This window comes from Rhodococcus sp. NPDC057014, from assembly GCF_042673295.1.
Taxonomy (GTDB): domain Bacteria; phylum Actinomycetota; class Actinomycetes; order Mycobacteriales; family Mycobacteriaceae; genus Rhodococcus_F.
This window is the reverse complement of the sequence record NZ_JBHUSF010000415.1, coordinates 1-6,453: the sequence shown is the minus strand read 5'-3', so window position 1 is coordinate 6,453 and position 6,453 is coordinate 1. Positions and strand designations below refer to the sequence as shown.

The following is a 6,453-nucleotide window of genomic DNA, read 5'->3' as shown; positions in this document are numbered from 1 at the left end:
CGACGCCCGCAGCGCTTCGGACAGGGTCGCGGCCGGTGCGCCGGGGGAGCCGAATGCGACGCGTTCTCCCGTGTCGTAGTCCATGCCGACCAGCCACGTCGCGGGGTGGCGAACCCAGCCGGACCCGCAGGCGAACCGCTGCGCGAGCCGGTCGAGCCACGCGGCGTCGCCGCGGCCGCGGGGCAGCAGTCCGCTCGCGGCGGTGACGGGAGGCAGTCCGCGGCGCAGCAGGCCGGGCGAACCGAGGCCCGGCGCCGGGAGCGGCGGGAACCGTCCCGGTGCGGCCGCGAGATGTCCGTCGAGCGCCGGATGCGTGTCCCGACCGAGTTGCATCGCGAGCAGTTCGTCGACGCCGGCCCCGCCGCCCAGCATGGTGACGAGTTCGGCGCCCGCGGACGTGCCGACCAGCACGTCGGCGTCGCGAGGGTCCCATCCCAGGGCGTCGCTCACGGCGACCAGGGCCGCCACCGTCCAGGCTGCGCCGAGCGTGCCGCCGCAACCGATCACCAGCCCGCGACTGAGTTGTGTGTCACTTGAAGTCATACCTAGGAAGCTATCAGAAACCAGATACCGGCGGTATATGAAAAGTAGAATATTCTCGCAGGGGCTTCGGAGAAAGGGTGAGCATGGCGCGATTGACCAGGTCGGAGAGTCAGGCGCGGACGCGGGCGCATCTCGTCGCGACCGCGCGCGACCTCTTCCTCGCCGACGGGTACGCGGCCACCTCACTCGAGAAAGTCGCCGACGAGGCCGGCTACTCCAAGGGCGCGGTGTACTCCAACTTCAAGAACAAGAAGGAACTGTGCCTCGAGGTGCTCGGGCTCATTCACTCCACCAAGGGGCAGGAGATCGCGGAGGCGCTCGGCGGCGGCGAGACGATGGAGGAGCGACTCGAGGCGTTCCAGGCCTGGGCGGAGAAGACGCTCGGCGACGTCGGATGGACCATGCTGGAATTCGAACTGATCGTGCTGTCCCGTCACGACCCCGAACTCCGCGACGCCCTCACCGCCACCCTCGGTGTCGCGCGGGAGATCACGGTCACGCTGCTGAAATCGTTCACCGACTCACTCGGGGTCGTCCTGCCCGTGCCCGCGCAGGATGCGGCCAGCAGCATCCTCAGTCTCGGTGTCGGACTGGGCATTCAGCGCGCCATCGATCCCACCATCTCGGCCAGGGTGGTCACCGACAACCTCCGGGTGCTGCTCGCCGTGTCGCAGCCGAGCGAACTCTAGATCCGTCAGAGCCAGTCGCGCCGTCGGAACAAGACATACAGCAGGCTCGCGGACGTCACGATCACGACGGTGCTGACGATCGTCCCCGACACCTGCCCGACCCCGGGGAACAGGACGTTCTGACCGAACCACCCCGTCACCGCGGTGGGGACCGCGATGATGGCCGCCCAGCCGGTGAGCTTCTTCATGACGGTGTTGAGCCGGGCGTCCTGCAGCGACAGATTCGTCTCGAACACGGTCACCACCATGTCGCGCAACGACTCCGTCCACTCGGCGGCACGCGTCACGTGGTCGTAGAGGTCGGTGTATAAGCTGTCGAGAACCGGCGACCGATCGTGTTCGGATTCGGCGCGCCCCCGGATGACGGCGCCCACCACCTCCCGCATCGGCAGCACGACGCGACGCAGTTGCACCAGTTCCTTCCGCAACCGGTACGTGCGCTGCTGAATCTCCTTGGTCCGCGCGGACTCGTCGAACAGTCCCTCCTCGAGCGCTTCGATCGCGTCGTCGATCGTCTCGATCGTCTCGAACTGGCCGTCCACGACGGCGTCGAGCAGGCCGTGCAGGAGCGCGAGTGCGCCCGAACCCGGTGTGAGCAGCGCGGGGTCCTCCTCCCAGCGCTCCACCACCTGCGACATGTCGAACCGGTCGTCCCGCCGCACCGTGATGATCCCGTTCGACAGCACGAACGCCGAGACGCGGCTGAGCCGAAGCCGTGAGTCGAGGACGCCGAGCGTGCTGACGTCGTCGGCGTCGAACCACGTGGCGTACGCGGTCACGAATGCGTGGCCGGCGTAACGCGTCGCCTTCGGTCGCTCACCGCGGGCGACGGCATCCTCGATGGCGTTCGGATCGAGCGACAATTCGTTCGCCAATTCGGTCAGGCGCTCGTGGTCGGGGTCGCACAGATCGACCCACACGAGCGCGTTCTCGTCCCGCACCTTCTCGGACACGTCGGCAAGCGGAAAGTCCTTGCCCACGCACTCGCCATCACGCCACACACGGGTTCGCACCAGGTTGAGGGTCACTCACCCAGTCTGCCGAACCCTGCGGGCGGGGAGACGATTATGACGTGCGATCGGACGAGTAACCCCACAGCCAGTCGGTGTACTCGTAGCTCGACGTGTCCCGGGTGCGGAACAGTTCGTTGCGTGCGATGCGGGCGGTGCCGTCGAGGTGCCACAATTCGCCCCACATGCGTCCGGTGGTGATGATGCGATTGCAGCGCGGTGCGCGTTCGGTGTTGACCTCCTTCAGGATCTGCGGCCACGCGGAGTTGCCACCGCCGGCGGAGAAGTCCTCGTCGGCATAGTCGGCCAGGCACTTCGCGTCCTCGATCGCCATCACCGCTCCCGACGCCAGGTACTGCAGCGGGGGGTGCGCGGCGTCGCCGAGCAGGATCATCCGCCCGTCCACCCAGTTCTCGATGGGCTCACGGTCGTACATCGGCCACCAGCGGTCCTTCCACAGGTAGTCGATACCGCGGCGGACGTTCTCGTGGCAGTGCGCGTAGGCCTGCTCGAGTTCCTCGGGGCCACCCCAGTTCTCGACCCCGTTCTTGTAGCCGGGCGATTCGAACACCGCAACCTGGTTGAGCATCTGCCCGCCGCGCAGCGGGTACTGGATGAAGTGGCATCCCGGTCCGATGTACCCGACCACGTCCTCGATGTCCTCGTCGAGGTCGACCTCGTCGTACGGCGTGGTGCCGCGGTAGGCCGCGTAGCCCGACGAAACCGGTTCGTCGTCCGAGATCTTCGCCCGCAGACGAGATTTGAGGCCGTCCATGCCGAGGGCGATGTCGGCCTCGTGGGTGCGGCCGTCGTCGGTGCTCACGTGCACCCGGTCGCCGTCGGTGACCACGTCGGTGACGGTGACACCCGTGTGCAGTTCGGCGCCCGCGGCCCGTGCGGCGTCGACGAGCGTCGCGTGCAGGTCGCTTCGGTGGGTCACGAAGTACGGTCCGCCGTAGCGGGCCCGGAACTCGGCGCCGAGGTCGATCTTCGTGAGCACCTCGGCGGTCACGGCGTCGCGGAACACGATGTTCTTGGGCAGGAAGGCTCGGGAGAGAACGTCGTCGAGCACGCCCCAGGAGTCGAGGATGCGGGCACCGTGCGGTCCGACCTGCAGTCCGGCGCCGACCTCACCGAATTCGGTGGCCCGTTCGAACAGCGTGACGTTCGCGCCCTTCCTGGCGAGGGCGAGGGCGTTGGCCGCGCCGCCGATCCCGCCTCCGGCGATGATGATGCGTGCGTCCTGCAGGTTCGACATGACAGTTCCTTCGTTTCGAGCGTTCGGGGCAGGTGAGTGGCAAAGCGTGCCGGGGGACACGGCGGCACTCACGTGGGGGAGGGGAAGCGGCGCCAGATCACGGTGAGCAGCAGTGCGGCGACGAGCGCGCTGACGCCGAAGAGAATGAAGTTGGAGTCCGCGCCGAGCCCGGCGGCCAGCAGCAAGCCGCCGATCTGCGGTGCGGCGACGGCCCCGACACGGCCGACGCCGAGCGCCCAGCCGAGGGCGGTGCCGCGCAGATAATCGGGATAGTGGGACGCGACCGCGGCGATGATGAGGCACTGGGTTCCGTGGGTCCCGACGCCGGCGAGCACGAAGATGACGTAGACCAGCGCCACCGGTGGGCTCAAGAGCAACGACAGCAGCGCGAGACCCGCAAGCAGTGCGGCGACGATGCTGGTGGGGATGGTGCCGAACCGGACGCCGCCCCACGCGGTGACGAACGAGCCCGCGACGGCGCCGAGGTTGAGCGCGAGGGCGAACGTGAGCGCACTGCCGAGGTCGGTGCCCTCGCCCTGCATGAGTTTGGGCAGCCACGTGCCGAGGCCGTACCACGCGAGCAGGGTGACCATCGTGGCGAGCGCGAACATGATGCTGACGTAACGGAATCGGGCACCGAGCAGTGCGCTGAAGCCCGTGGCCGGCCGCACCTCCGTCGACGTCACCGCGGCAGTGTGGTCGGGCAGCGTCTTCCACGCGATCGGCACCAGCAGGACCAGCGGGACGAGCGCGAAAGCGAACATCGGCTGCCAACCCCAGTTCGGGATGACGGGGATGCCGAGCAGTGCCGCGATCGAACCGCCGATGGGAACGCCGGACATCATCATCGTGGCCACCGCGGCGCGCCACCTCGCGGGGACCAGTTCCGCGGCGAGCGCATTGGACGTCGGAACCAGGCCGCCCAGGCCGAGCCCCGCGATCAGACGCAATGCGCCGAACATGACCGGTCCGGTCGCCAGCGCGCACAGCGCGGTGAACACGGACAGCACGATCGCGCAGCCGATCACCGCCCGCTTGCGTCCCACGATGTCGGAGAGGCGGCCCGCGAGGACGGCGCCGATCATCATTCCGAGGAACGCGAGACTGCCGAGCGTGCCCGCGGTCGCGGCGCTGATGCCCCATTCGTTCTGGAGGCTCGGGATGACGTTGCCGTAGACGATGAGGTCGTATCCGTCGAAGACCACGAAGAGCCAGCAGACGACGACGGCGATCGTGGCGGTGCGGTCCAGTCCGACGCGGTTCGTCGTCGGAGCCGCGGTGGTGGCGGTGAGGGGCATGAATCGAGGGTGATGCGGCGCACAGCACCGGTGCAATAAAGTTCTGCTGTGCAGAAGAAGAAAACCATCGAGAAGCCGGCGTACATGTTGGAGTCCGTCGACAACGCGCTGCGCCTGCTGCAGATGCTGCGCGACGTCGGAGCGCTGCGGATCAAGGATGCCGCCGAGGAACTCGGCATCGCGCAGTCGACCGCGCACCGGCTGATGGCGATGCTGGTGTACCGGGGTTTCGCCGTTCAGGACGAGAAACGCCGGTACCACCCCGGGGCGGCGATGGGGGCAGGCCCGGCGCAGCGGGGGTGGACGCGCGAATTCAACGACCTCTGCCGGCCCCACATGGAGGCGCTCGCGATCCTGTGCGGCGAGACCGTCAACCTCGTGATCCGCGTCGGCACCCAGGCCCGCTTCCTGTCGTCCGCCGAGTCGGCGGGAATCTTGCGTGTCGGCGACCGCCAGGGGCAGGTCCTCGACGCGGAATTGACTGCAGGAGGACGCATTTTGCTGGCTGAGCTACCGAGGGACACCCTCGCGCAGCTGTACCTGCGGCCCGCGGATCTGGCCGACGACGAACGCGAGTGGGGCGACCGCCGTCTGCCCGCCGACGAGTTCGAGCAGTTCTACCGGGAACTGTCCGCCGCCCGCGCCGTCGGGTTCGCCGTCAACGTGCAGCAGACCGAGGAAGGCGTCGCCGCATTCGGTGTCGCCATCCGGAACCGGGCCCGAACCGCCGTCGGAGCGCTGACCGTGGCCGTGCCGATCACCCGCTTCCGTCAGCACTCGCAGGGACCGCTGGTGTCGCAGATCAAGAACGCGATCCGCGAACTCGAGGTCGACATCGCGGACCTCGAACCCTGATCAATGATTCTGCACACAAGAATTCTGTATCGACAGGGAGGCCTGCACTCCTAGCGTCGATTCCATGACCGCCACCGAACCGCACGTCGACGACGACCCCGCGCTGAAGCAGCTGTACACCGATTTCGAGGCCGAGCACCTGAATCCGTTGTGGACTCAGCTCGGCGATTTGATGCCGATGACGCCGACGTCGCGGGCGGTGCCGTTCGTGTGGAAGTGGTCGACGTTGTATCCGCTGGCGCAGCGGGCGGGGGATCTGGTCCCGGTCGGTCGCGGCGGGGAGCGGCGGGCGATCGCGCTGGCCAACCCTGGTTTGGGGGGTGCGCCGTATGTGACGCCGACGTTGTGGGCGGCGATCCAGTACCTGGGGCCGAAGGAGGTGGCGCCGGAGCACCGGCACGCGCAGAACGCGTTCCGGTTCGTCGTCGAGGGCGAGGGGGTGTGGACGGTCGTCAACGGGGATCCGGTGGCGATGCGCCGCGGCGATTTCCTGCTGACCCCGGGCTGGCATTTCCACGGCCACCACAACGAGACCGATCAGCCGATGGCGTGGATCGACGGCCTCGACATTCCGTTCGTGCACTACACCGACACCGGGTTCTTCGAGTTCGGCTCCGAGAACGTCACCGACGATTCGACCCCGGACGTGTCCCGGTCGGAGCGGTTGTGGGCGCATCCGGGACTGCGGCCGCTGGTGGGGTTGGACGCGAAGACGTCGTCGCCGATCGCGGCGTACCGGTGGGAGCACACCGACGCGGCGCTGCGTGAGCAGTTGGCGCTGGAGGACGAGGGATACGCGG

The 6,453-nt window shown here is 68.1% G+C and carries 6 protein-coding genes and 1 pseudogene; 3 read left to right on the top strand and 4 right to left on the bottom strand.

From position 1 onward, the window contains the following. Window positions 1-543, bottom strand: a pseudogene (locus ACFTZB_RS41345) (patatin); the annotation flags it as partial. A gap of 83 nt (window positions 544-626) precedes the next feature. Between ACFTZB_RS41345 and ACFTZB_RS41340 the strand changes: the two are divergent. Further along, window positions 627-1,232, top strand: a complete 606-nt coding sequence (locus ACFTZB_RS41340) for a TetR/AcrR family transcriptional regulator (protein ID WP_378441095.1) — start codon at window positions 627-629, stop codon at window positions 1,230-1,232. A gap of 5 nt (window positions 1,233-1,237) precedes the next feature. On the opposite strand, the gene ACFTZB_RS41335 is transcribed toward ACFTZB_RS41340, so the two are convergent. The 3 genes from ACFTZB_RS41335 to ACFTZB_RS41325 form a co-directional block, all read right to left on the bottom strand. After that, window positions 1,238-2,260, bottom strand: a complete 1,023-nt coding sequence (locus ACFTZB_RS41335) for a magnesium transporter CorA family protein (protein WP_378441092.1) — start codon at window positions 2,258-2,260, stop codon at window positions 1,238-1,240. Window positions 2,261-2,297: 37 nt separating this feature from the next. Beyond that, the gene (locus ACFTZB_RS41330) at window positions 2,298-3,500 is read right to left on the bottom strand and encodes an FAD-dependent monooxygenase (protein WP_378441090.1); all 1,203 of its coding nucleotides are present in this window, start codon (window positions 3,498-3,500) and stop codon (window positions 2,298-2,300) included. Between the two features lie 68 nt (window positions 3,501-3,568). Then, entirely contained in the window at window positions 3,569-4,798 is a 1,230-nt protein-coding gene (locus ACFTZB_RS41325) for an MFS transporter (RefSeq protein WP_378441088.1), read from the bottom strand. 48 nt (window positions 4,799-4,846) lie between these two features. Between ACFTZB_RS41325 and ACFTZB_RS41320 the strand changes: the two genes are divergently transcribed. Then, window positions 4,847-5,653: an IclR family transcriptional regulator gene (locus tag ACFTZB_RS41320; protein ID WP_378441086.1), complete on the top strand. Its 807-nt coding sequence runs from the start codon at window positions 4,847-4,849 to the stop codon at window positions 5,651-5,653. A gap of 64 nt (window positions 5,654-5,717) precedes the next feature. Then, window positions 5,718-6,453, top strand: a 736-nt coding sequence (locus ACFTZB_RS41315) for a cupin domain-containing protein (protein WP_378441084.1), incomplete at its 3' end; no start/stop codon positions are given.